Source organism: Jiella mangrovi, assembly GCF_017815135.1.
Classification (GTDB): Bacteria; Pseudomonadota; Alphaproteobacteria; order Rhizobiales; family Rhizobiaceae; genus Jiella; species Jiella mangrovi.
In genome coordinates, this window is record NZ_JAGJCF010000002.1 from 351,683 (window position 1) to 375,389 (window position 23,707).

25 protein-coding genes are annotated in these 23,707 nt (G+C 64.0%); 13 read left to right on the forward strand and 12 right to left on the reverse strand.

Features of this window, described 5'->3' with window-relative positions; genetic code table 11:
* The first annotated feature begins 2 nt into the window (after positions 1–2).
* Together cydB and J6595_RS04545 are read left to right on the forward strand one after the other, a co-directional pair.
* Entirely contained in the window at positions 3–1,004 is a 1,002-nt protein-coding gene (gene cydB, locus J6595_RS04540) for a cytochrome d ubiquinol oxidase subunit II (RefSeq protein WP_209593246.1), read from the forward strand.
* Positions 1,001–1,141: a DUF2474 domain-containing protein gene (locus J6595_RS04545; RefSeq protein WP_209593247.1), complete on the forward strand. Its 141-nt coding sequence runs from the start codon at positions 1,001–1,003 to the stop codon at positions 1,139–1,141. The genes cydB and J6595_RS04545 overlap by 4 nt, the downstream gene beginning before the upstream one ends.
* 609 nt (positions 1,142–1,750) lie before the next feature.
* On the opposite strand, the gene J6595_RS04550 is transcribed toward J6595_RS04545, so the two are convergent.
* From J6595_RS04550 to J6595_RS04560, 3 genes are all read right to left on the reverse strand, one after another.
* A complete protein-coding gene (locus tag J6595_RS04550; RefSeq protein WP_209593398.1) occupies positions 1,751–2,791 on the reverse strand; it encodes an IS110 family RNA-guided transposase in 1,041 nt (346 codons plus the stop codon).
* A 192-nt stretch (positions 2,792–2,983) separates the two neighbouring features.
* On the reverse strand, positions 2,984–3,637 hold the full coding sequence (locus tag J6595_RS04555) for a DNA-3-methyladenine glycosylase I (RefSeq protein WP_209593248.1): 654 nt from the start codon (positions 3,635–3,637) through the stop codon (positions 2,984–2,986).
* 56 nt (positions 3,638–3,693) lie between these two features.
* Entirely contained in the window at positions 3,694–3,888 is a 195-nt protein-coding gene (locus J6595_RS04560) for a hypothetical protein (RefSeq protein WP_209593249.1), read from the reverse strand.
* Between the two features lie 488 nt (positions 3,889–4,376).
* Here J6595_RS04560 and J6595_RS04565 point away from each other — a divergent pair, with 488 nt between their 5' ends.
* The 5 genes from J6595_RS04565 to ychF all read left to right on the forward strand — a co-directional run bounded on the left by J6595_RS04565 (position 4,377) and on the right by ychF (position 9,436).
* Positions 4,377–5,093, forward strand: a complete 717-nt coding sequence (locus J6595_RS04565; RefSeq protein WP_209593250.1) for a L,D-transpeptidase — start codon at positions 4,377–4,379, stop codon at positions 5,091–5,093.
* Positions 5,094–5,413: 320 nt separating this feature from the next.
* A complete protein-coding gene (locus tag J6595_RS04570; protein ID WP_245197609.1) occupies positions 5,414–6,145 on the forward strand; it encodes a L,D-transpeptidase in 732 nt (243 codons plus the stop codon).
* 241 nt (positions 6,146–6,386) lie between these two features.
* Positions 6,387–7,067 (forward strand): 50S ribosomal protein L25/general stress protein Ctc, encoded by a 681-nt coding sequence (locus J6595_RS04575; protein WP_209593251.1) that lies wholly within the window; start codon positions 6,387–6,389, stop codon positions 7,065–7,067.
* Positions 7,068–7,493: 426 nt separating this feature from the next.
* Positions 7,494–8,225 (forward strand): aminoacyl-tRNA hydrolase, encoded by a 732-nt coding sequence (gene pth / locus J6595_RS04580; protein ID WP_209593400.1) that lies wholly within the window; start codon positions 7,494–7,496, stop codon positions 8,223–8,225.
* Between the two features lie 107 nt (positions 8,226–8,332).
* A complete protein-coding gene (gene ychF / locus J6595_RS04585) occupies positions 8,333–9,436 on the forward strand; it encodes a redox-regulated ATPase YchF (RefSeq protein WP_209593252.1) in 1,104 nt (367 codons plus the stop codon).
* Positions 9,437–9,505: 69 nt separating this feature from the next.
* Here the strand turns inward: ychF and J6595_RS04590 are convergent, their stop codons facing one another.
* Positions 9,506–9,982 carry an OsmC family protein gene (locus J6595_RS04590; RefSeq protein ID WP_209593253.1) on the reverse strand — a complete coding sequence of 159 codons (477 nt, stop codon included), beginning with the start codon at positions 9,980–9,982 and terminating at the stop codon, positions 9,506–9,508.
* 215 nt (positions 9,983–10,197) lie between these two features.
* On the opposite strand from J6595_RS04590, the gene J6595_RS04595 reads away from it, so the two are divergent.
* The 4 genes from J6595_RS04595 (at position 10,198) to J6595_RS04610 (ending at position 12,235) form a co-directional block, all read left to right on the forward strand.
* On the forward strand, positions 10,198–10,692 hold the full coding sequence (locus J6595_RS04595) for a hypothetical protein (RefSeq protein WP_209593254.1): 495 nt from the start codon (positions 10,198–10,200) through the stop codon (positions 10,690–10,692).
* Between the two features lie 65 nt (positions 10,693–10,757).
* On the forward strand, positions 10,758–11,219 hold the full coding sequence (locus tag J6595_RS04600; RefSeq protein WP_209593255.1) for a MaoC family dehydratase: 462 nt from the start codon (positions 10,758–10,760) through the stop codon (positions 11,217–11,219).
* Positions 11,216–11,686, forward strand: a complete 471-nt coding sequence (locus J6595_RS04605) for a MaoC family dehydratase (protein ID WP_209593256.1) — start codon at positions 11,216–11,218, stop codon at positions 11,684–11,686. The genes J6595_RS04600 and J6595_RS04605 overlap by 4 nt, the downstream gene beginning before the upstream one ends.
* Positions 11,687–11,833: 147 nt before the next feature.
* Positions 11,834–12,235 (forward strand): hypothetical protein, encoded by a 402-nt coding sequence (locus J6595_RS04610; protein ID WP_209593257.1) that lies wholly within the window; start codon positions 11,834–11,836, stop codon positions 12,233–12,235.
* Positions 12,236–12,320: 85 nt separating this feature from the next.
* On the opposite strand, the gene J6595_RS04615 is transcribed toward J6595_RS04610, so the two are convergent.
* Positions 12,321–13,451, reverse strand: a complete 1,131-nt coding sequence (locus J6595_RS04615) for an ATP-dependent DNA helicase (protein ID WP_209593258.1) — start codon at positions 13,449–13,451, stop codon at positions 12,321–12,323.
* Between the two features lie 452 nt (positions 13,452–13,903).
* Positions 13,904–14,284, reverse strand: coding sequence for a response regulator (locus J6595_RS22455; protein ID WP_245197610.1), 381 nt, complete (start codon positions 14,282–14,284; stop codon positions 13,904–13,906).
* Between J6595_RS22455 and J6595_RS22460 the strand changes: the two genes are divergently transcribed.
* Positions 14,277–14,621 carry a hypothetical protein gene (locus J6595_RS22460; RefSeq protein WP_245197611.1) on the forward strand — a complete coding sequence of 115 codons (345 nt, stop codon included), beginning with the start codon at positions 14,277–14,279 and terminating at the stop codon, positions 14,619–14,621. The two genes, J6595_RS22455 and J6595_RS22460, sit on opposite strands and share 8 nt — an antisense overlap.
* 438 nt (positions 14,622–15,059) lie before the next feature.
* Here J6595_RS22460 and ilvN read toward each other — a convergent pair whose 3' ends face one another.
* The 5 genes from ilvN to miaA all read right to left on the reverse strand — a co-directional run bounded on the left by ilvN (position 15,060) and on the right by miaA (position 20,402).
* Positions 15,060–15,635, reverse strand: a complete 576-nt coding sequence (gene ilvN, locus J6595_RS04625) for an acetolactate synthase small subunit (RefSeq protein WP_209593260.1) — start codon at positions 15,633–15,635, stop codon at positions 15,060–15,062.
* Between the two features lie 34 nt (positions 15,636–15,669).
* Positions 15,670–17,460 (reverse strand): acetolactate synthase 3 large subunit, encoded by a 1,791-nt coding sequence (locus J6595_RS04630; RefSeq protein WP_280890288.1) that lies wholly within the window; start codon positions 17,458–17,460, stop codon positions 15,670–15,672.
* Positions 17,461–17,713: 253 nt separating this feature from the next.
* Positions 17,714–18,553, reverse strand: a complete 840-nt coding sequence (locus tag J6595_RS04635; RefSeq protein WP_209593262.1) for a DUF1206 domain-containing protein — start codon at positions 18,551–18,553, stop codon at positions 17,714–17,716.
* 84 nt (positions 18,554–18,637) lie between these two features.
* Positions 18,638–19,420 carry a GGDEF domain-containing protein gene (locus J6595_RS04640; RefSeq protein ID WP_209593263.1) on the reverse strand — a complete coding sequence of 261 codons (783 nt, stop codon included), beginning with the start codon at positions 19,418–19,420 and terminating at the stop codon, positions 18,638–18,640.
* Between the two features lie 85 nt (positions 19,421–19,505).
* Entirely contained in the window at positions 19,506–20,402 is an 897-nt protein-coding gene (miaA, locus tag J6595_RS04645; protein WP_209593264.1) for a tRNA (adenosine(37)-N6)-dimethylallyltransferase MiaA, read from the reverse strand.
* 27 nt (positions 20,403–20,429) lie between these two features.
* Between miaA and serB the strand changes: the two genes are divergently transcribed.
* A complete protein-coding gene (gene serB, locus J6595_RS04650; RefSeq protein WP_209593265.1) occupies positions 20,430–21,320 on the forward strand; it encodes a phosphoserine phosphatase SerB in 891 nt (296 codons plus the stop codon).
* 55 nt (positions 21,321–21,375) lie between these two features.
* Here the strand turns inward: serB and puhE are convergent, their stop codons facing one another.
* Positions 21,376–23,493, reverse strand: coding sequence for a putative photosynthetic complex assembly protein PuhE (gene puhE / locus J6595_RS22720; protein WP_209593266.1), 2,118 nt, complete (start codon positions 23,491–23,493; stop codon positions 21,376–21,378).
* Positions 23,494–23,707: the final 214 nt, after the last annotated feature.

Genomic DNA, 23,707 nt, shown 5'->3' on the forward strand with positions numbered 1-23,707 from the left:
TCATGGATCTGACGATCGTCTGGGCGTTCCTGATCGCCTTCGCCGTCCTCGCCTATGTCGTCCTCGACGGCTTCGACCTCGGCACGGGCATCCTCTTTCCCTTCCTCGGCCGCGACGAGAATCGCGACACGGCGATGAACTCCGTCGCGCCGATCTGGGACGGCAACGAAACCTGGCTGATTCTGGGCGGCGGCGGGCTCTTCGCCGTCTTCCCCCTCGCCTATGCGATCATCATGCCGGCGCTCTACGCGCCGATCATCGCCATGCTGCTCGCCTTGATCTTTCGGGGCGTCGCCTTCGAATACCGTTTCAAGACGGTGCGCGGCCGCTGGCTGTGGGACCTGTCCTTCTTCATCGGCTCGCTCACCGCCGCCTTCTGCCAGGGCATTGCGCTGGGCGCCCTCGTCCAGGGCATCGAGGTCTCCGGCCGGGCCTATGCCGGCGGCTGGTTCGACTGGCTGACGCCGTTCTCGCTGATGACCGGCCTTGCCGTCGTCGTCGGCTATGCCCTCCTCGGCGCCACCTGGCTGGTGATGAAGACCGAAGGCGAGATCCACGACATCGCCCGCCGCTACGCCTCTTTTCTCGCCTTCGGCACCCTCGCGGCAGTCGGCATCGTCAGCGTCTGGATGCCCTTCCAGCAGCCGGAATTCTATTCGCGCTGGTTTGCCAGCATCCCACAGTTCCTGACGGTCGCCTGGGTGCCCGTTCTCCTGGCGCTCCTCGCCGCCAGCCTGTTCCAGGCGCTGTGGACGGGGAAGGACTACCGGCCGTTCTTTTCGGCCCTCGGCCTGTTCCTGCTGTGCTTCGTCGGGCTGGGGATCAATTTCTACCCCGACATCATCCCGCCGGACGTGACGATCTTCGAAGCGGCGGCGCCGGAATCGAGCCAGATCTTCCTGCTCGTCGGCGCGGCCGTTCTGATCCCGACCATCCTGATCTACACCGCCTTCGCCTACTGGATCTTCCGGGGCAAGGTCCGCGAGGGAGAGGGCTACCATTGACCCCCGATGACGTCCGACGCGAAACCGACGAGAGCCCCCGCTGGCATCGCTGGCTCTGGTTCGTCCTGTTCTGGATGGCCGGCGTCGGCATGGTCGGGGCCGTGGCCCTGACGCTGCGGCTTATGCTGGTCGGGTGATGGCGAAATTTTCAGTGCGCGGACCATCTCAAACTCTGAAACGGAATCGGCAATTCGGTTTCAGCAGAGCCACCACCGAGGCAATGAGCCTACGGTGGTGGCAATTGATATTAGGGCCAAAGACGATCGAGCGCGATCAAGGTGTGGCAGACCAGAATAATGATGCGGCGTAGCTGCTGCATAACGTTCTCCTCGGATGTTTGCGATTAAGGCATGGAATTGAACAGGTCTGGAACAGAGCCAAACCGTTATTCCTAATAGGTGGCGCATCACCGTTGGACGCTCGTTGGTGGAACACATTTAGTGTATTCTTCTCTATTCGGCCTTTGGATTTCAAGCGCTTTCGAGCTTTTCCGTTTCACCGGCGTTTGACGTCTTTCGCGGGTCCTCGCTTCTCTTCGGGATCGGCCGATTGGCCCTCCCATGATGGGATCAGGAGAACGAGGCGGCTCCATCTGTTTCGCGTCCTGATCGCGATGATGCGATCGGCACAAGAATTACCGCGAACTCACCTCGTCCATCGTCCCGCGAAGGACGTCGTCCCACCGGCTGGTGGAACTGTTCGGGAGCTTGCGATCCCGATTTGATCTCTCCCTCCGTTGGCGGCGGTCAAGCTGCAGTAGGAGTGGCGTTCTCCCTTGTCCAGCGGAACTCTGTGCCGTCGCTCCACATGCGATGCATGATCACTGCCAACCGGCGTGCGAGCGCGACGATGGCCTTTTGTCGTCCGCGACGTTTGGCGACGTTCATTGCCCAGGTCTTCAACCAAGACCATGTCTTCACCCGGCTCAACATGACCTGTGCCGCCTCGTAAAGCAGCGATCGCACCATGCCGTCCCCGCACAGGGAGATGCGACCGACGCGATGGCTCTCGCCTGATTGGTGAAGCGTTGGCGTCAAGCCCAGTGCAGGGCCAACGGCGCGTGAGTTGGCAAAGCGCGCCGGGGCATCGATCATGCTGATGAACGCCAGCGAGGTGACGGGCCCGACGCCGGGGATCGTCATCAAGCGCCGGCAGACCGCGTCGTCTCGTGCGATCAAGAGCAGCTTGCGATGAAGCTCCATGAAGGTTTCGCGCAGCTTCTGCCTGGCTGCCAGCAAAGGCGTCATGATCTCACCGAGTTCCGGTTTGTCGTCGACGAGGTCGCGAATGCGCGCGTCGAACCCGGCCGTTCCGACAACACCGACCTTGAGCCCGAAGTTGCGCAGCAAACCGCGGATGTCGTTCTCGATGGCGATCGCCTTTTCCTGCAGCAATCTGCGAGCGGTCAGGAGAGCCCGGCGCCGCTGGTTCGTCAGCGTCTTGGCGTGGACCGGCCGGAACAGATTGACCCGCATCATCTGTGCAATGCCGCGAGCGTCGTTGCGGTCGGTTTTGTTCACCTGCGCCTTCAAAAACGCCTTCGCATGGCGGGTCTCGATGCAGATCGCCGGCAAACCCGCTTCCGCCAGGCCGCTGAACAGCCATTGTGACAAGGGCCCGGCTTCGAGACCGATCCGATCGATCTGCCAAGCCGGGTTCTGCAGGACGCGGGCCAGATCATCCGGGTGGCTGATGACCTTCATCTCCCGGCAGACCGCGCCGGTCTCGTCGACAATGCAAACCGACGTCTCTTTCATCGAGACATCCAAACCAGCATAGTGCTTCATGCTGCGCTTCCTTTGCTGATGCTTGTGGCTGCTTCTCACAGACCACGTTCTATCATCAGCTCGAAGCGCAGCACCTTGGGCCCAGTTTCAAGGAAGGGGCTCCAGCCGAATACCCCATCTGTTTCAACCTGCGCCCGAAGCCACGCACCGGGGGAGGACGCCCCGCTCGCCGGGCCAATCACCGCCTGATCGTCACCCCCGCACCGGCCGCCTGAACCCCGCCCGCTCCGCTTCGCACGCCGCCCGCGCGGAACATCCCTCGATGTGGTCGTTGACGAAGCCCATGGACTGCATGAAGGCGTAGACCGTCGTCGCGCCGACGAAGGTGAATCCCTGATTCTTCAGGGCCTTCGACAGGCGGGTGGACGCGGCGCTTGTCGGCGTGGCGCGGACGAAGGCGATATCCACCTCCCCGGGACGCTCGTCTTTGCCCGGCTCGAAGGACCAGAGAAATCTCGCCAGCGAGCCGTGGATTTCCTGGATTTTGGCCGCGCGCCGGGCATTGTTGATCGCTGACGCGATCTTGCCGCGATGGCGCACGATGCCGGGATCCTTCACCAGCCGCTCGACATCGGCCTCGCCCATGCGCGCGACGCGCTCGATGGAAAAGCCGTCGAAGCCGGCGCGAAAGGCTTCGCGCTTCCTGAGGATCGTCAGCCACGAAAGCCCGGCCTGAAACCCTTCCAGGCAGAGCTTTTCATAAAGCCGGTCGTCGTCGGCGCATGGGCGCCCCCACTCTTCGTCGTGATAGCGGCGATAGAGCGGATCGGCGCCATGCCAGGCGCAGCCGAGCGAGCCGTCGTCGCGCCGGACGAGACCATCCGCAATGTCGTGATCATGTGCCATCGCCACAGGTCATGTCAGGCAGACGAGACGCTGACAAGGGCGGATGGCTCTGCCGCTCAGGCGTCCTTCAGCCGCCGCGACGAGCAGCGATAGCGCTTGAGGGACCATTTCGGCCGGCCGTTCATGTAGTTGGCGGCGACCGCCTGGCCGAACATGGCGCATTGCATGATCGACCCGTCGAAGGCGACATCCTCGGCGTGGCAATTGTTCGGCTGGGTGTTGAGACACATGACCAGGGTCAAGGCAATCATGGTTTGGTTCCGATCGTTGGTGCCGCTCCTCCACCTGCGGCTTGATTGACGGTCGTCCGACCAATGATCGGACCACTCTCCTTACGCGTTACCCTTACAAACGCCTTCCCCGGCTGCCGGAGCGTTGCCGGCATGCTCGCATCGACTTTCGCGGCCTTGGCCTTCCCGATGAAACGGGGCGGCGCGAGCGGAATGCTAGCAGCTTTGCTGCAGTGCACAATGCCTTGAATCTGCACTACCCGTGTTCTGCCCATCCTTTCATCATCTGCTTGCACGAAGCTGCTGCCCCGCGGTGCGCCCTTGCTAACCCCGTGCGACGGAAGGGACTGCAAGGGCCCCGAAAGGTTCCGTTAACCCTATGAAAGGGTTTGCAAAAAGCGTTACCAACAGGAGGGCTGCGGTTAACCCTTCGCTGGTGCTTTCGCGCGAGCCTGACGGATGAAACCGGCCGCACGATCCGCGGCGGATCGTCACATGAGGAGACATCGATGCCACGAGGCCTCGCCTTCGCCGTCCTTGCCACGTCCATTGCACTCATCGCCACAGGGGCCGTCGCGCAGGATCGCTACGCCCGCGCCGGTGTCCAGATCGCTCCGGGCGTCGGCGGCTCCTGGCTGATGGAGTTCGCCGCTCCCAGCGGCGTCGTCCTCGCGGCCCGCACGCCCGGCAGCCCGTCAAGCATCGAGACCGCCGCCCTCGCCCGCCAGACCGCCCCGGCCGCACGATCGATCGACCCGCGCCACGCGATCGATCCGAAGTTCCTGCCCCAGGAGGTCGCCTATAGCGGCGGCCAGAAGCCGGGAACGATCGTCATCGATTCCAAGGCCCACTTCCTCTACCTCGTCGGCGAAAACGGCACGGCGATGCGCTACGGTGTCGGCACCGGCAAGCCGGGCTTCGGCTGGACCGGCACCCACCGCGTCACCCGCAAGGCCGAATGGCCCGGCTGGACGCCGCCGGCGCAGATGATCGCCCGCGAGCGCAAGAAGGGGCGCAACCTCCCGGCTCACATGGAAGGTGGCCCTGCCAACCCCCTGGGTGCACGAGCCATGTATCTCGGCTCGACGCTCTATCGCATCCACGGCACCAACCAGCCCTGGACGATCGGCCGCAACGTCTCCTCAGGCTGCATCCGCATGCGCAACGAGGACGTCACCGATCTCTACGACCGCGTTCGGGTCGGGACCAAGGTCGTCGTTCTTTAGGGCGTGCTCGACCGTCGCGGGCCTCGGCCCGCTGGCCGACAGGCGGGGCTTGCCGCGCCAGAACCCAGAGGCGATAAGCGCGTTCACGCAAAGGTTATCGGTCCGCCGCCCACCCGCCGGATCGATCGCCGGTGATCCGCGTTCGAAACATGGCGAAATCATGGTGCATGCGTGGCATGAATTCGGCGTGAGAGATGGTGGTCGCAGGCCGACGAATTCTGCGAAACTGCTGTGATGACAGTGCCGGGCGCCGGCAATGACCGGGGTCCAAGACCAAACAAGCCCGCCGCTGCAAGCGGGCGAGAGGCTGGAGAATATCGATGAAATCCCTCAACAGGTTCGTCCTGGGACTTGCGGCTGCCGGCATGGTCGGCGCGCTGGCCAGCGAAGCGTCGGCCGAGACCGTTCGCCGCTACAACTACGCGACCTTCTCCTGGGAGCAGGTCGATGCGAATGCCCCGTCGGGGCAGCTGCGAAAGATGCTGGCCCGCAAGCCGGCGCCGGAGTTCATGCGCCGCGAGGTGCGCATCCAGACCTCCGAAAAGCCCGGCACGATCATCGTCGATTCCAGCAAGCGCTACCTGTATTTCGTCGAGGGTAACGGCATGGCGACGCGCTACGGCGTCGGCGTCGGCCGCGAGGGCTTCGGCTGGTCCGGCACGATGAAGCTCGGCCGCAAGGCCGAGTGGCCGGGCTGGACGCCGCCGGCGACCATGGTGCGGCGCGAACGGGCCAAGGGGCGCGAGCTGCCGGCCTATATGAAGGGCGGACCGGGCAACCCGCTCGGCGCCCGGGCGATGTATCTCTATCGCGGCGGCCGCGATTCCATGTTCCGCATCCACGGCACCAACCAGCCCTGGACGATCGGCCACATGATGTCGTCGGGCTGCATCCGCATGATGAACGAGGACGTGGAACATCTCTACAGCCGCGTTCCGGTCGGCTCCAAGGTCATCGTCATCGGCCCTGACGGGCGCGGCGCGAACAAGGTCTATGCCGAGACCGGTCCGGCCCGCCAGCCCGGCCTGCTCCAGGCGATCTTCGGCGGCTGATCCCGCAGCCGAGGCCAGCACCCGAAACCAGCGCCCGCCCTCACCCCCGAGCGGCGGGCGCCGCTGTTTTGGGCCCCTTCGACCCTTGTCTGCCCAAGCGGGGCGCGTTATAGGCTCTCTCGTCCGCGCGGACACCCTTGGAGGCAGCGCGGAGTGAAGCGGCCCCGTCAGCGGGCGCCGCTTTTCGTCGTTTCGGGCATGGGGCCCGGGCCGACCCCTCGAAAACTAAAGGACGAACGCCATGCACCAGACCTTCACGGTCAAGGCCGAGGCGCGCGAGAAGGTCGGCAAGGGGGCCGCCAGACATCTGCGCCGCAACAACATGATCCCCGCCGTCATCTATGGCGGCAAGGAAGAGCCCCTGCCGATCGCGCTGCCCTACAAGGAAACCTTCCTGGCGCTGCATGCCGGCGGCTTCATGACGTCGATCGCGACGATCGAAGTCAACGGCAAGAAGATCAAGGTCCTGCCGAAGGACTACCAGCTCGAGCCGGTTCGCGACTTCCTCACCCATGTCGATTTCCTGCGCGTCTCCGAGAAGACCCGCGTGACGGTCGAGATCCCCGTGCATTTCGAGAACGAGGAGAAGTCTCCCGGTCTCAAGCGCGGCGGCACGCTCAACGTCGTGCGCCACGCAGTCGAGGTTCACGCCCCGGCCGGCGACATCCCGGAAGCCTTCACCATCGACCTCACCGGTCTCGAGATCAACGATGGCATCCACGCCTCGGCTCTCAACCTGCCGAAGGGCGTCGAGCTGACGATCACCGATCGCGACTTCACCATCGCGACCATCGCCACCCCGGCAGCGCTCCGCTCCGAGGACGACGATGCGACGGACGGCGCCGAAGAGGTCACCGAGACCAAGGTCATCGAGCAGACCGACGACAATGTCGAGGGCGAGACCGAAGCCGGCAAGGAATAAGGAGCCCACGCTCCTTCCCCTTGCACTACCGTTTGACGGCCGGGCATTGTCCGGCCGTTTTCATGAGACGCGGGCTGCAGCACAGGCAGAGACCGCCACGGTCCGGCCGTCCGCACCCAACCGTCGTCATCCCGGGCTTCGTCATCCCGGGCTTGACCGGGGACCCATTCCAAACCATCAACGCTGCGAGGTCGATCGGTCCTCGCGAGAGCGGCCATTTCGCTGGCGCGGGCATGTCGGCGCAGAGGAATGGATCCCGGCTCAGGGCCGGGATGACGATGCGTCGATGCTTCGCGCACCCGTCTTGACCGCGGCAACGATTTCAGTCTTTGCGATCGGTCGCCGAAGACGAAGGTCGCGCAAGGACCGGGTAATGGCGCCTGTCACCAGTCTGGCCCGGATCGGTTTGCCCTGAGGAGTTCCATGATGTTTCTGATCTCAGGTCTGGGCAATCCGGGCTCGAAATACGCCGGCAACCGCCATAATATCGGCTTCATGGCCGTGGACGAGATCGCCCGGCAGCACGGCTTTCCCGGCTTTTCGAAGAAGTTTTCCGGCGAGATTGCCGAGGGCATGATCGGCGGCGAGAAGGTTCTGCTTCTCAAGCCACTCACCTTCATGAACGAGTCCGGCCGCTCGGTCGGCGAGGCCGCGCGCTTTTACAAGATCGAGCCGAAAGACATCGTCGTCATCCACGACGAACTCGATCTCGCGCCCGGCAAGATGCGGGTGAAGACCGGCGGCGGCCATGGCGGCCACAACGGGCTGAAATCCATCGACGCCCATCTCGGCACCAGGGATTACAGGCGGGTGCGCCTCGGCATCGGCCATCCGGGCTCGAAGGAACGGGTCAATCCGCATGTCCTCGGCGATTTTGCCAAGGTCGACAGGGAATGGCTGGAGCCCTTCATCGACGCCATCGCCCGCCATATCGACAGCCTCGTTGCCGGCGAAGACGCGATGTTCATGAACAAGGTGAGTGTCGCCACGGGCGGGCGGGAAGAGCCGGCAGGCGCCAAGGGCTCGGCATCCGCAAAGCCTGCAGCGAAGGGCAAGAGCCACATCCGCCAGGCGCGCGGCGCCGGCCCGCAGGTCAAGGTGCCGGAAAAGGGGCCGATGGCCGATATGCTGAAGCGGCTGTTCGGCGGCAAGGACTAGGCGGGAAGATCTTCCGCGCGGTTGACCGCTTGCCCTTTCGGCTGCAAACAGCGCCTCAAAATCATGATCGCCCGGCGATCCACTCATTCCTTCGAAGGACCAGCCCCATGGGTTTCAGATGCGGCATCGTCGGCCTGCCGAATGTCGGCAAGTCGACGCTCTTCAACGCCCTCACCAAGACGGCCGCGGCTGCTGCCGCGAACTATCCGTTCTGCACCATCGAGCCGAACACCGGCGACGTGCCGGTGCCCGATCCCCGGCTGAAGGACATCGCCAGGATCGCCAAGTCGGCGAACATCCTGCCGACCCGCATCACCTTCGTCGACATCGCAGGCCTCGTGCGTGGCGCTTCCAAGGGCGAAGGCCTCGGCAACCAGTTCCTCGCCAACATCCGCGAGGTGGACGCCATCGTCCATGTGCTGCGCTGCTTCGAGGACGGTGACGTCGTCCATGTCGAGGGCAAGATCGATCCCGTCGCCGACGCCGAAACCGTCGAGACCGAACTGATGCTGTCCGACCTCGAAAGCCTCGAGCGCCGGGTCGTCGGCACCCGCAAGAAGGCGACCGGCAAGGACAAGGAGGCGATCGCCGTCCTGCCCGTCATGGAAAAGGCGCTCGAGGTGCTGAACGACGGCAAGCCGGTGCGCGTCCTGCTTTCCGGCCTCGACCCCGAGGAGCTTGCACTCTTGCGCGGCCTCAACCTCCTGACCTCCAAGCCCGTGCTTTACGTCTGCAACGTCGCCGAGGCCGACGCTGCGACCGGCAACGACCATTCCGCCGCCGTTGCCAAGATGGCCGAAAGCCAGGGCGCGAGTTCGGTGGTGATTTCGGCGGCCATCGAGGCCGAAATCGCCCAGCTGCCCGACGACGAGACCGGCGACTATCTCGAAGCCATGGGCCTCACCGAGCCCGGCCTCGACCGGCTCATCCGCGCCGGCTACGAGCTGCTCGACCTCATCACCTATTTCACCGCCGGCCCCAAGGAAACGCGGGCCTGGACGATCGACAAGGGCACCAAGGCGCCCCAGGCCGCCGGCGTCATCCACACCGATTTCGAGAAGGGCTTCATCCGGGCCCAGACCATCGCCTTTGCCGACTTCGTCGCGCTCGGCGGCGAGGCCGCCGCCAAGGAGGCCGGCAAGGCCCGCGACGAGGGCAAGGAGTATGTCGTCGCGGACGGCGACATCATGAACTTCAAGTTCAACGTCTGAGCCTCATGGGGAGAGCAGCGGCCCGGAACTTGGTCAGCACGAAAGATGCTGAAACGCCGCGCCGCTTGCTCACCTTGCCTCGACGATCTCCGGCTCGCACAGCACCGGGAAATTCACCGAGCGCGCGACGAAGCATTTTTCGTGCGCCCCGTGATGCAACGCCTTGGCCTTTGCCGCGTCGCTGCCGGCCGCGATCGTCACTTTCGGTCGCAGCACGGCCCTGACGAAAGCGCCGCCGCCATCCGGCGCCTCCTGCATCTCGCCTTCGGCCGCGTCCGCATAGCCGGTGACGACGACGCCCGCGACGGCGCACAGATGCAGATACCAGAGCTGATGGCAGGCCGACAGCGAAGCGAGCAGCATCTCTTCCGGGTTCCAGCGGGCCGGATCCCCCCGAAAGGCCGGATCGGCCGAGCCTTCGATCGCGGCCTTGCCGTCCGCCGACAGGACATGATCGCGGGAATAGGCCCGGTAGTTCGTCGTTCCCTCGCCCTCGTTGCCGGTCCATTCGAGCCGGACCGCGTAGCGATGGATCTTTCCGGACATGGCTTCCCGCCTCCTCGGCTGGCCGGCGACTGGACCGCGCGTCTCGAGCCGGCGGTAACCCTTTCTTAAGACTGGTTCCGCCCACGCTTGCGAAGCGTTGCGCAGCAATGCTTATAACGGTCATGCACACGCTTTCGACACCGTCATCCTGCCGGCAGCCATCACCATCCGTCCGCCCGTTCGCACGCATCGCGGCCATCGCCCTCGCGATCTGCGTGGCGATCGCGTCCGGCATGATGGCGGCACGCGCGCAGACGGCGCAAAAGTCCGAGGACCGCCTGGAGCAGGATGCCGGTGACGATGCGGCGACTTCGATCGCAACGCCGGAGCAGGATGCATCCCTTCGCATTCGGGCTCCCCTCGCCCCCACACGGCTGGCACTCGTCCTCGCGCCACACGCCGTCGATCCGGCCGAGACGGTCTTCATCGACGTCTATCTGCAGCAGGCCGCCGCGAAGACCAAGACACCGGAGACGACAAGCAGCACGACTACCGCTGAACTCACGCAGGGAAGCGCCAGCCAGCTTGCCGGCACCGTCGCATTCACGCAAGCCGAAGAGGTTGGCGAGGAAGCGTATTTCGTCGTCAACGTGCCGAAGGGAATGCGCTTTGAAAACCGCGCTGCCATCGTCACGATCGCCCTGGTGGGCGCGAACGCGCCGCTGCAGAACTCGGCGATCGAGCTGCGCAGGGCGAGCCTCGTCGAATAGCCGTTTCGCAGGAGCCGCGGCGGGCCTATAAGCCGCCGGGACATCCAGAAACGGAGAATAACGACGTGACGAAGCGCGCCTATGAGGATTTCGAGGAAGGGCTGGAGATCCCGATCGGCCCCTACACGGCCGATCGCGACGAGATGATCGAATTTGCTCGCGAATTCGATCCCCAGCCGTTCCATCTGGACGACGCGGCCGGCGGCGCCAACGAACTCGTCGGCTCGCTCTCGGCCTCCGGCTGGCACACATGCTCGATGCTGATGCGCATGATGGCCGACGGCTTCATTCGCGATTCAACGTCGCAGGGTTCTCCCGGCGTCGATTTCGTCAAATGGAAGGCCCCTGTCAGGGCCGGCGACGTTCTGACGGGCACGGCCCGCGTGCTGTCCCGCCGCCTGTCGGCGAAGCGCCCCACCCTCGGCATCACGAAAATCGGGGTGATCATCGAGAACCAGGCGGGCGTCGCCGTCCTCGAAACCGAATACACACTGCTCCTTCTGACGCGCGAAGGGATCGCCGCATGAAATTCTGGGACACCTTCGTCATCGGCGAGCCGATCGTTCTGGGGTCGTATCTGTTTTCGGCCGAAGACATCGTCCGCTTTGCCGAGAAATACGACCCGCAGGTCTTCCATCTGAATGCGGAGGCCGCCAAGGCGTCGGTCCTCGGCGGTCTCTGCGCTTCGGGCTGGCATACGGCGGCGGCCTGCATGCGTCTCAACGTCGATTATCGCTATGCCAGAGTGAAGGAGTGGATCGAAGCCGGCAATCCGGCGCCGAAGATCGGCCCCTCCCCCGGCTTCAGGAACATGCGCTGGCCGAAGCCGGTCTATGCCGGCGACAACGTGACCTTCAGCCAGACCATCGTCGACAAACGCGTCTCGGAAACGAGGCCGGGCTGGGGTATTCTAAGCTTTACCACCCTCGGAGTGAACCAGGACGGCGCGGAGGTTTTCACCTTCGAGGGCGCGGCATTCCAGGGAACGGACTGAAAATCGAAGGTCGCGAAACACATCCGAAACACAACTCGAAATCGTAAGGAAATGCGCCGGGCTTAAGAAGTCGTCCGCCGAACGGTTCCTTGGGCTGAGCTGCCCGGGAGTTCCCGTTGGTTTCGGCTGCCTTCGAGATCACGCTCCATGCGCAACATCGACAGACTCTACGTAGCCACCGGCTTCGGATGGCTGATCTTCTCCGCTGGCTTCGGCACCTGGCTTGGCGCCAGCGGCCATTTCAACTTCGCTCAGTCGCACGCTCATATCGGCCTGCTCGGCTTCGTCGCCTCCGTCCTTTTCGGTGTCATTCACCGCGCGTGGCCGGAGCTGCGCGAGCGCGTCCTCTCCAGCGTACAGTTCGCCGTCTACGAGATCGGAACGATCACTCTGCTCACCGGGAAGATCATGGTCGATGCGACCGGCGAACCCAATCTCTTCCTGATGGTCGGTGCCCCCATCGTCATTCTGGGAGCGCTGCTCTTCCTCTGGCTGTTCCTCGCTTCCCCCGCGACGAAACGCGCGCCAGAGATGGTGCCTGCGGAATAATCCCCCATACCCGCACCACCAAGCGAGCCCTGACCTTTCCCCCGAAGGTCAGGGCCATTTCTTTTTCAATCGAAGGCAGGAAACCTCAGCGCACGATCGTCAGCCGCTCGGCCGCGCGGGTGATCGCCGTATAGAGCCAGCGCTCGCGGGTATCGCGAAACGCCCAGCTCTCGTCGAACAGCATGACGTCGTTCCACTGCGAGCCCTGCGCCTTATGGACGGTCAGCGCGTAGCCGAAATCGAAATCGTCGAAGCGCTTCTTCGTCGCCCAGGGCACCTCGGCCTCCGGCTCCTCGAAGGCCTGCTTGAGTAGCCGGATCTTCGCCGCGCCCTGATCGATGTCGTCGTCGTCGGGCTTGACGATGAGGTTGACGCCGGGTTTCGTCGTCTCGCGCGATGCGGTCATGACTTGCCAGAGCGATCCGTTGAGAAGGCCCTTCGGCGGATCGTTCCTGAGGCAGACCAGCTTGTCGCCGGCCATCGGCAGCGGCCCCTCGAAGCCCTTCAGCTCCCGCAGCCGCGCATTGTAGCGCCGCCGCGTGCGGTTGGTGCCGACGAGGACCTGATCGGCGGCCAGCACGTTTTCGGTCTCGACCTCGCGCTTGGAAATGACCTTGGCCGTCGTCCCGTAGTCGCCATACATCAGCTCGCGGCCCTCACGGACGGCGAGCGCCATCTCGATGATCGGGTTGTCGCGTGCCTGGCGGTGAATCTCGGTGAGGAGAAAATCGGGCTCCGATTCGGTAAAGAAACCGCCGCCGGAGACCGGCGGCAGCTGCCCCGGATCGCCGAGAACGAGGATCGGGGTTCCGAACGACATGAGATCGCGGCCGAGCGCCTCGTCGACCATCGAACACTCGTCGACGATGACGAGCTTCGCCTTGGCGACAGGGCTCTGGCGGTTGAGCGAAAAGGTCGGCGAGACCCTGGAGACACCGCTCGTCTCGTCGGCAACCGTTTCCTCGCCGCGCGGCCGATAGATCAGCGAGTGCAAGGTGCGAGCCGACTTCGCCCCCTTCGAACGCAGGACCTGTGCCGCCTTTCCGGTAAAGGCGGCAAATTGCACGGCCCCGTCGATGCCTTCGGCGAAATGTTTCGCCAGCGTCGTCTTGCCGGTGCCGGCATAGCCGAACAGGCGAAAGATCGGCTGATCGCCATTGTCGAGCCAATCGGCGACGGCGCGCAGCGCGTCGTCCTGTTGCGGCGTGAGTTTCAAGGGCGATTCTCCCCCTCAGTCTTGTGCGGCGCGCCAGGGCCTGCGAGCGGCCGACAAGGCCGATCGGATGGAGCAATGCCGAAGCGCGCAAGACCGCGAACAAGTCCTCTGGCTCACCCGATCCAGATCGACAGCTTCGACGAACGATCCGGCAAGCGTCGGACGACGACATTTCGCGAATGCACCGAGCCTTCGCAATGAGCGCCATGCGTTGCAGGATTTGACGGTCGGATCAAGCCGAGGCCCGCCTGCGCGCGCCCTTTAAACCGGGCGATGTCCGGGGAGAGGCACTTGTCCGCCCACAGCTTTTTCAGCGGGCGCCCCCCGGCTCGTGCGACGTGCGGCGGCCCATCATGTCAGCGGCGCCAAAACGGAATGGTATTGGCAAAGCCCGAGGACGCGAATGATGGAAGAGGAGCGTTGCTTGCGCATTCGGATGCACGCACGGCGCTTCAGGCCCGAACGCCACCGCGGGCGCCCGCGCCGGACATCTCGAACGCCTTCGAGCCGTCTTTGCGGATGGTCTGGATGGTGGCGTCGAGCTCGCGCATGCCGAAGGGCTTGTGCAAGTGGGCGCTGGCAACCTCTACGGAGCCAATCACGTCCTCGGAGTATCCTGACGCAACGATGATCGCGATCGACGGCCACCTGTCCCGCACGATCATCGCAAGTTCGATGCCGGTCATCCGTGGCATCGAGTGGTCGGTGATCACGAGGTCGAAGGCTTCGCCGTCACGCGCTGCAAGAATCTGCAAAGCTTCCTCGCCCGACATTGCATCGACGGTCGCGTGGCCCAGCTCCGTCAACATCGAAACGGTGTTGATCATGATCATCGCATCGTCATCGACGACGAGTATCCGCAAGTTTCGTCTGGAGCGACCGTTCACGTTCTCACCATTGCGTTCGTCGACTGCGCGTCCCGAAAGCCGCGAGTTGAGCGGCCAGCAGCGCCGGAAAGCCGCTGGGACCGCGCAATTTCGACCCGACTTTCGCTTGGCGAATGTCATTAACGACGCAGTCAAAGAGTTTAACCGTCGATCACCCCGTTCCGGTTCCATATATCTTGACGCGTCGACTTACCGAATTCGTGTTTCCGATGCCTCGTCGCCTGTTTATAAAATTATTACCGAAGACAATCTATCATTCAATCCGGTGATTAACCACGATTAAATTACTACCAGAAGGCGATTTTTATGAGACAACTTGACGCAGGTAGCCATGTGCCAAGAAAGGATAAGCGGATAAACGAAAGACACTTCGGCGTCATTATCGATTTCGATCCCGCGGTTGTCGCTGAGGACAAGGCACGCGGATGCGACTTCCGCGATTAAGGATAATCGTCCGATCCTGCCTGAAATCTACTTTCCGAAACGATTTTCCGGCCCCGTTCCGCGATGATCGAAGCGCAAGCTTCGGGCAAGAAAACTACCCCGCCCCGAAGGCCGACCGTTCATTTCGACGCGGACATCGTCATCCCATGAGGTCGCTGCGGAGATCGAAATCCATTTCCGCAGGCACGATGGGTCAGTTCATGGCCCGGGAGCGAACGCTTCGGGGTTTGCGAACCGACACCGCATGCCGGCGCAGGGAAAGCCGGCCATGTCGCGACTACATTCCCGCCTTGCCGCGCGATAGCGCCGCAACGCCCGTGCGGCAGATCTCGACGACACCGAGCGGTGCCATCAGCGAGACGAATTTGTCGAGCTTCGTCGGACGCCCCGTGATCTCGAAGACGAAGTGCTCGATCGAGGAATCGACCACCTTTGCCCGGAACACATCGGCAAGACGCAGGGCCTCGACCCGCTTCTCGCCCTGCCCGGCGACCTTGATGATCGCCAGTTCCCGCTCGATCGGCCGGCCTTCGCCGGTGTCGCCCGTATTGGTGGTCAGATCGACCACCCGGTGCACAGGGACGATGCGGTCGAGCTGGCTCTTCAGCTGCTCGATCACATGCGGTGCCCCGCGTGTCACGACCGTTATGCGCGACAGATGCTTCTCGTGCTCGGTCTCGGAAACGGTCAGGCTCTCGATGTTGTAGCCGCGCCCGGAGAACATGCCGATGACGCGGGCGAGCACGCCCGGCTCGTTGTCGACGAGGATGGCGAGCGTGCGCGCCACCACCGTCTCGCGTTCGGGCGTGATGAAATAGGCCGAGGCAGGCGGCTGAACGGCAGGATTGTTCATGGTCGTTTCCGATTTTTGTCGTTTCTGATGGCCGTCAAACCAGCACCCGGTCCTTCGCGTCGATCGCCCTCGCCACCGCCTCGTCGGTCGCCTCTTCCGGCAGGAGGATCTCGTTATGCGCCTTTCCGGACGGGATCATCGGGAAGCAGTTGGCGAGATTGGCGACGCGGCAGTCGAACAGGACCGGAGCATCGACGGCGATCATCTCGGCAATGGCCTCGTCGAGATCGCCCGGTTTGGAGCAGCGCATTCCGACCGCCCCGTAGGCCTCCGCAAGCTTGACGAAGTCGGGCAGCGCCTCGGTGTAGGAGTGTGACAGGCGGTTGCCATGGAGAAGCTGCTGCCACTGGCGCACCATGCCCATATACTGGTTGTTGAGAATGAAGATCTTGGCGTTCGCCCGGTGCTGAACCGCGGTCGACATCTCCTGCATGTTCATCAGGACGGAGGCGTCGCCGGCAATGCAGACCGAGAGCGCATCGGGATGGGCAATCGCCGCTCCGATCGCCGCCGGCAGGCCGTAGCCCATCGTCCCGAGACCGCCCGAGGTCAGCCACCGGTTGGGTTCCTCGAAACCGTAGAACTGCGCCGCCCACATCTGGTGCTGCCCGACCTCGGTCGAAACGTAGGTCTCGCGATGCCTCGTCGCTTCGTAGAGGCGCTGCACCGCATATTGCGGCATGATCACCTCGTCACTCGGCTTGTAGGCGAGGCAGTTGCGCGCGCGCCAGGTCTCGATCTCGCTCCACCAGGCCTCGAGAGACTGCGGGTCGACCGCCGCCCCCGCGCCCTTCCATGCGGCGATCAGCTCCTTCAGGACATGGGCGACGTCGCCGATGATCGGCAGATCGACGCGCACGTTCTTGTTGATCGAGGACGGGTCGATGTCGATGTGGATCTTCTTCGAACCCGGCGAGAAGGCGTCGAGGCGGCCGGTGATCCGGTCGTCGAAGCGCGCGCCGATGCACAGCATGACGTCGCAGCCATGCATGGCGAGATTGGCCTCGTAGGTGCCGTGCATGCCGAGCATGCCCATCCAGCTCTTGCCGGAAGCGGGATAGGCGCCGAGCCCCATGAGGGTCGAGGTGATCGGAAAACCGGTCATCTCGACGAATTCCCGCAGGAGCCTGGACGCTTCCGGCCCGGAATTGATGACGCCGCCGCCCGAATAGATCATCGGGCGCTTGGCGCCGGCGAGCATCGAGACGGCCGCGGCGACCCGCTCGGCCTCCGGCGACAGCCGCGGACGGTAGCTCTCGTGGGCGCGGCTGGGCGGCGGCGGCGAATACATGCCGGTTGCGAACTGCACGTCCTTCGGTACATCGACGACCACCGGTCCCGGCCGCCCCGTCCGCGCGACCAGAAAGGCCTCGTGCAGAACACGGGAGAGATCGGCGACGTCCTTGACCAGCCAGTTGTGCTTGGTGCAGGGCCGGGTGATGCCGACGGTGTCACACTCCTGAAAGGCGTCGGAGCCGATCAGAGTGGTGGGAACCTGGCCGGAAATGCACACGAGCGGGATCGAATCCATCAGCGCGTCCTGCAGTGCCGTCACCGCGTTGGTCGCGCCCGGGCCGGACGTCACCAGCATGACGCCGGTCTTGCCCGTCGCGCGGGCATAACCTTCCGCGGCATGGCCAGCGCCCTGCTCATGGCGAACGAGCACGTGGCGGATCTCGGTCTGCTGGAACAGCTCGTCATAGATCGGCAGCACCGCCCCGCCCGGATAGCCGAAGATGTCGGTCACTCCGTTGTCGACGAGCGCCTGGACGACCATCTCGGCGCCCGTCATCTCACGTGCTTCAGTTTCGGCCTTGATATCCATCGTTTTCGTCTTTCGCATCGCCGCCCTCGTCTTGTCCGGCGGTTCGTTCCCAAAATTTTGGCAATAAAAAAAGGGCCTCTCGGGGCCCTTTGTTTCGCGCACACGTGGCTGTCGCCGGGCGGCCGTCAGACCGTCACGCGTGTGCGCACACCTACAAGAATCAGCTTCGTGTTCATGGCACAGAAGCTAGGCGGGCAAGACAGCGCCGTCAACGGCTTTTTCCAGCTGGATGATAGAAAAGCGCCAGACTGGCTCAACCGACGTTCGAAACGTCCGGCATCTCGATGCGGCGATAGACGGCTTCGGTGATCGAATAGACGCCGAAGGCAATCAGCCCCAGCCCGGTCAGTGACAGAAACGCCCAGCCGAAGCTCCAGCCGGAGATTTCCTGCAGCGCGGCATCGAGCCCCGGCGTGTCGCCGGACTGGTAACCCGCTGCCCCCGAGGCCAGGAGCACCGCAAGGACGATAAAGGTGAGAGCCCTGGCCGACAGGCCGAACTGGCAGATCGGCTTCAACAACCACCGACGATCCTCGGGCAGAGCCATGTATTTCTCAAATCCCGCCTTCGCCGCTTTGACGAGATGAGCGATGGCTGCTGCTGCCATGCCTGCCGCGATCAGATAGGTGAGCCAGACGCCATAGCCCTGCTCATAGGCGTAGGCGATTGCGCCGCTCTTGCCGCTGCTACCGCCTTCTTCCCCGCCCGACGCACTGCCGATCAGCAGCGTCGTCGCATAGACTGCCAGACCGCCATAGGAAAAGGCACTGATCAGCAGACCGAATCTGACGAAGAGCCCCTTTGCGCCATTGCCGTGATCATCGACGTCCATCACAACCTGGATGAGCCGCCAGATCGCGAAGGCCGCCAGCGCGAGCACCATTGCCGCAAGAAGAACGGCCCCGAAGCCCGAACCGGCGATGACCTCGATGGCATCCTTGGTATCCATCGCTTCGCCACTGGCGAAAGCGGCTCGAAACGAGAAATAGCCGACGATCAGGAAAACCAGGCCCCGGGCCGCATACCCTGCCCTCGCCGCCGTCTTCAGCCAGTCTTTGCCGTCGCCCGGCGCCATGCTCTCGGATGTGCTCATGATCACGTGTATTCCCTTTCGAGGAAGACGCATGGACAGAGGCTTGGTTCCGACAGCTGGGCAAATAGCCGCGAGAACGTGGGGTCAGGCCGCGACCCGGTTCCGGCCGGACTGCTTGGCCTGATAGAGCTTGACGTCGGCCCGTTTCATGATCGTCGCCGGCTCGTCCTTGGGAAGCGCCGCGGCGATCCCGATCGAAGCGGTGACTTCAATTCTCGTATGGCCAGCCTGGACCGACAGGCAGGAGAGTTCATACCGCAGCTTTTCGGCAAAGCGCCGCAGGTCCCTCTCATCCATGTTCGGCGCGATGACGGCGAACTCCTCGCCGCCGATCCGGGCCACGACATCGTGGAACCGCGAGTGCTCGAACAGGCAGTAGGCAACCGTGCGCAGCACCTCGTCGCCGATGTCGTGTCCATGGGTGTCGTTGATCGACTTGAAATGATCGAGGTCGATCAGCGCGAGGCCGAGGGGTTTTTCGATCCGCTCGAATTCCTGGACAAACTGCTTCAGAGCCTCGTCGAAGAAGCGGCGATTGTGCATGCCGGTCAGGGGATCGGTCAAAGCGGCCGCCTCCAGGTTCTGTGATCGCTCCTTCAAAAGGCCGGTCAAAGAATGGAGCTTGCCGCTCTCGCGGTCGTGGTGGCGCAGAAGCGGCAGAATGACGAACAGGGCGGCGAGCGCTGCAGCGCCGAGAAGGCCGAGGGCCAAGAATGTCAACGACGAATGGGTGCGACGGATTCCTTCGCCGGCAACGCTGGTTAGCGAGTTCCCCATCAGGGCGTGATTGTAATAAATGATCGTGGACGCGGCGACGACGGCGCATACGACGAATGCGACCGACAACTCCGCCTTGGCAACCTTCATCGTTCCGTCCAGCTCCCCTGAATTGACGACGCATCTGTAGCGCAAAGGGTCTACCGAGCTGTTAAATCGCATTCGATAGCCGCGACTAAATCGCTCCATCCGGAACGAGGCGCTCCCAGCTGTCATCGAACTGATGCCGGAACCAGGTTTCCTGGCGCTTGGCGTATTGACGGGTTCGTACGATGGACCGTTCGCGCGCCTCTTCATAGCTCGAGCCCCCCCGCAGGAAGGAGCCCAGTTCCGCAAGTCCGATCGCCTTGCCGGCCGTCGGGCCGGGCTCGGGAAACCGTGCCTCGAAACGGCGAACTTCTTCCAGCGCTCCGCCTTCGAGCATGCGGTCAAAGCGCTCGGCGATCCGCCGGCGCAGCTCCGCCCGATCCGGTGTCAGGACGATCTTCCGGGCGTTTCGAGGATCGATCAGGGCCTCTCCATCGCGACGTTGCAACGTTGACATGGGGGACCCTGCCGCCTCGCAGACCTCCAGCGCCCGGGCGATTCTCTGGCCGTCCGCCGGATCCAGTCGCCGCGCCGCCAGCGGATCGGCCGTTTCGAGTTCGCGGTGGAGCGCCGCAGCTCCTTCCGCCAGGAGCCGCGCCCGCCATTTCGCCCGGATTTCGTCCGGCACGGCGGGCATTTCGTCGAGAAGCCCGAGCAGCGCCTTGAAATAGAGCCCGGTGCCGCCGCACACGATCGGCAGATGGCCCCTTGCCCGCACCGCCGCGAGCACCGAACCGGCATCCTTGAGATAGGCCCCTGCCGAGTAGTTCGATCGTGGATCGACATGGCCGTAGAGATGGTGGGGCACCTGGCGAACGTCTCCTGCGGACGGTCGCGCGGTCAGGATTTCCAGGCCGTCATAGACCTGCAGGGAATCGGCATTGACGATCTCGCCGCCATGGCGCTCCGCCAGCTCCAGCGCAAGGCCCGACTTGCCGCTGGCAGTGGGGCCGGCTATCAGGATCGCCTCGATCTCCCCCGTCATGGCATCCCCTTCTTCGGCAGTCGTCTCATGTATCTCGCAACCCTGATCGCCCCGACCAATGGGCCCCGCTTCTCCCAGCGCGAGATCGACCAGATCGCGACGACGCTCGGCGCCAACGCAGCCGATGCGGACTGGCTTGCCGAGGGCATGGCCGCCGATCTGCCGCTCGGAAAGGTCCCAGCGGCCGACACCATCGCCGCCGCCCGCTCGAACGCGGCCGAGCTCGGTCTCGATCTCGTCGTGCAGGAGGCGGCCGGCCGTCGCAAGCGCTTTCTGATCGCCGATATGGATTCGACCATGATCGAGCAGGAATGCATCGACGAACTCGCCGCCGAGGTCGGGATCAAGGACAGGATCGCGGCGATCACCGCGCGCGCGATGAATGGCGAGATCGCTTTCGAGCCGGCGCTGCGCGAGCGGGTCGGCCTGCTTTCCGGCCTTTCCGAGATGGTCGTCGAGAAGGTCATCGCCGAGCGCATCACCTATGCGGCCGGCGGCAGGACGCTGCTGGCTACGATGCGCAAAGACGGCGCCCATACCGCGCTCGTTTCCGGCGGTTTCACGGTGTTCACGGGCCCGATCGGAGCTGCCCTCGGTTTTCACGAGAACCGGGCGAACCGCCTGATCGCCAAAGACGGCAAGCTCACCGGCGAAGTCGGCGAGCCGATCCTCGGCGCCGAGGCGAAAGTGACGGCGCTCCACGAGATCGCTGCGGCAAACGGGCTGTCTCCTGCTGACGCGATCGCAGTCGGTGATGGCGCCAACGATCTGCCGATGCTCAAGCTCGCCGGAACCGGCGTCGCGCTCCACGCCAAGCCGACTGTCGCGGCCAGTGCGCCCCACCGGGTCGATCGCGGCGATCTGACGGCGCTTCTCTATATTCAGGGCTATCGGCAGAACGAATTCGTCGCCGCCTGACAGAGCGGACAGGCTTCACGCCGGCGGCCGGGAGCATAGTGCCGGGCGCCGGCCTTTATTCGGCCGGCAGGATGTTGACGGCCGGCGCATGGACCGAAAGCGCCGGCTCCTTGCGCGCAGGTTCCGCCACGGTGGCCGAAACCACCTCCCCGGTCAGCGCGGCGAACGCCCGATCGAGCCATGCATTGTCCGGACCTGCGCCGATCGCCAGGGCTCGGGGGGTCTCGCCGGCCTTCGGCACATGCGCCGCCAGCGAGGCCCGGCCGCCGGCAACGTCAAAGCGCAGCCAGCCGCTCTTTGTCTCGACGATGCCTTTCATCCGGTCGATCTCGCCGGCTTCGCCAGCGACCACCTCTGCCAGAACCTGTCGCAGGGCATCGGCATCGACCCTGCCGGAGAAGCACCGGCTCCAGGACGCAAGGCCAAGGCCCGGCTCGTCGTGGTGGTGATGCCCGTGATGATCGTGCCCCTGATGATCATCGTGTGAATGGGCATGGTGGGCGTGATCATGCCCGTGATGGTGGTCATGATCATGACGTCCGGCATGCCCGTGATCATGAGCATGATGATCATCGAGCCCGTGAGCGTGGTGCTCATGCTCGTGGCGGGCAGCAACCGCCGGACCGGTCGCTGCATGGTCGTGCCCATGCCCCGTATCTTCGTGCCGGCCATGCTTGCTTGTCTCGTTGGGCGCGTGCTCGACCACGCGGGCGGTCCCGGCGGCGGCGTGAGCACTTGAACCCTGGCCCCGAGCTTGAGCCTGACGCGGTGCCGTCTCGTCGTCCATCATGTCCCGGGTCTCGCTCTGCCAGAGCGAGAGTGCGAGCGCTGGATCGACGCCACCCTCGACGATGCCGTAGCGCGCCGTCAGGATCTTGGCCGACGGATTGAGAGCGAGCAGCGTCTCTCGGACGGTCTCGATCTCGCCTGGCGAGACGAGGTCGGTCTTGTTGAGAATGAAGACCGGGGCAAGCCGTGCCTGAATGCGGAAATAGTCCGGCATGCGGGCGAAGTCTCTCAGGAACGCTCCGGCGTCGATCACCGTGTAGAGCCGTAGCGCCTTGGTCAGGCCGGCGATTTCAGGCTCGTGCAGGACGCGCAGAAGCGAGGCGACGTCGGCCACGCCCGACGGCTCGATCAGGACGCGCTGCGGCTTGATCTTGGCGACGACCTCACGCAGCTGCGCCGACAGATCCTTGCGCAGCGAACAGCAGATGCAGCCGTTCGACAACTCGACGACGTCGGCGCCCTGCCCTTCGAGCAGCGAGCCGTCGATGCCGAGCTCGCCGAAATCGTTGACGAGGACGACGGTCTTCACGTTCGGATCGGCCTCCGACAGCATGTGGCGCAGCGTCGTCGTCTTGCCGGCGCCGAGGAAGCCGACGACGATCTCGGCCTCGAAGGGCGTGCGCTCGCCGCGCGACTTCAAGCCAGGGGACCACAGCGTCGCCGTCGGCATCGGCAGGACCAGCATCCAGTGTTCGAGGATCGCGAGAGCCATCAGAACGGCCAGGAAGGTGTAGCCGGCGCGCTCGAAGCTGGTCGCCGCTTCGGCCATCGCGGCCGTGACGAGCAATGCGGTGATCACCGTCGAGATCGTCACGGAGAACGGGAAGAGCAGGTTCATCGACTTCTTGTTGAGGAACCCTTTCAGGAACTCCAGATGCTCGGGCAGGAATTCCTCGTTGAGGTTTCTGACGCCGAGAAAGACGTTCAGCTTGGCGCTCTGATGCATCCACCAAAGCACCATGAAGGTCCACATGCCGATCTGGTTCGGCGCGCCCCAGGTGAGCCAGACCACCGCCACGGCGGCGACGATGATCGCCAGCTCGTGATAGAGGCTGGTCTGCACCGCATGGACGAAGTGCGGCCAGCCGCGACAGTTCTCCGGGCAAGGCTGTTTGCGCGAGCCGGTGACGTAGCCCATATAGAAGCTCATCTCCTGCCAGCCCCAGGCCAGAAGCCCCCAGGTGAAGGCGAGATAGGCGCCCGTAATTGTCGCATCCTGGGCGGATTTCTGCAGCCCGATGAGCGAGATCGCAAAGACGAAGGTCGCCCCGATCATCGAATATTTGAAGGTCTTCTTCGGCAGCCCGTCGAGATAGATGATCGCGACGGTCGAGGCCCACCAGACGACGAGCGCGAACAGCGCGGGGTAGAGATATTCGGTCATTGTCTGGTCCTTCTACCTGTGTCGACGGTTCGTCCGCCAAGACGTCTGCTTGTGTCTGAGGCATTCCCGCCTGCGTCGGTCGAAGCGCCATAGGGACCCACCTCGAGCGCTCGTCATCCCGGGCTTGACCCGAAATCCATTCCTATGACGGCGGCAGGTCCGTCCGCGGCTGGAACCACATTCGACTTGATCGAACCGTCTGAGCAGCTTCGAC